We start from the raw sequence: 247 nt of genomic DNA, 5'->3' as shown, positions 1-247 counted from the left end.
ACCAGTGCCAAAAGTAGTCACCATGACCGAAGTTGGCTTGGCCACACCAATCGCGTAACTGACCTGAATCTGGCATTTATCAGCCAGCCCTGCGGCCACAATATTTTTGGCGACATAGCGGCCAGCATAAGCAGCCGAGCGATCCACCTTGGTTGGGTCTTTACCAGAAAAAGCGCCACCACCATGCGGTGCCGCGCCACCATAAGTGTCCACAATGATCTTGCGACCAGTCAGGCCACAATCACCT

General features: G+C 54.3%; 1 protein-coding gene. It reads right to left on the bottom strand.

Translation table 11 applies throughout. From position 1 onward, the window contains the following. Positions 1–247: methionine adenosyltransferase domain-containing protein (locus ACZ3GY_RS24575; RefSeq protein WP_465912414.1), on the bottom strand; the 247-nt coding region annotated here is incomplete at both ends.

It is taken from the genome of Pseudomonas sp. PME37.24/006 (genome assembly GCF_055556635.1).
Note: the sequence above shows the minus strand (reverse complement) of the source record. Positions and strands in the feature narration are given on the sequence as shown.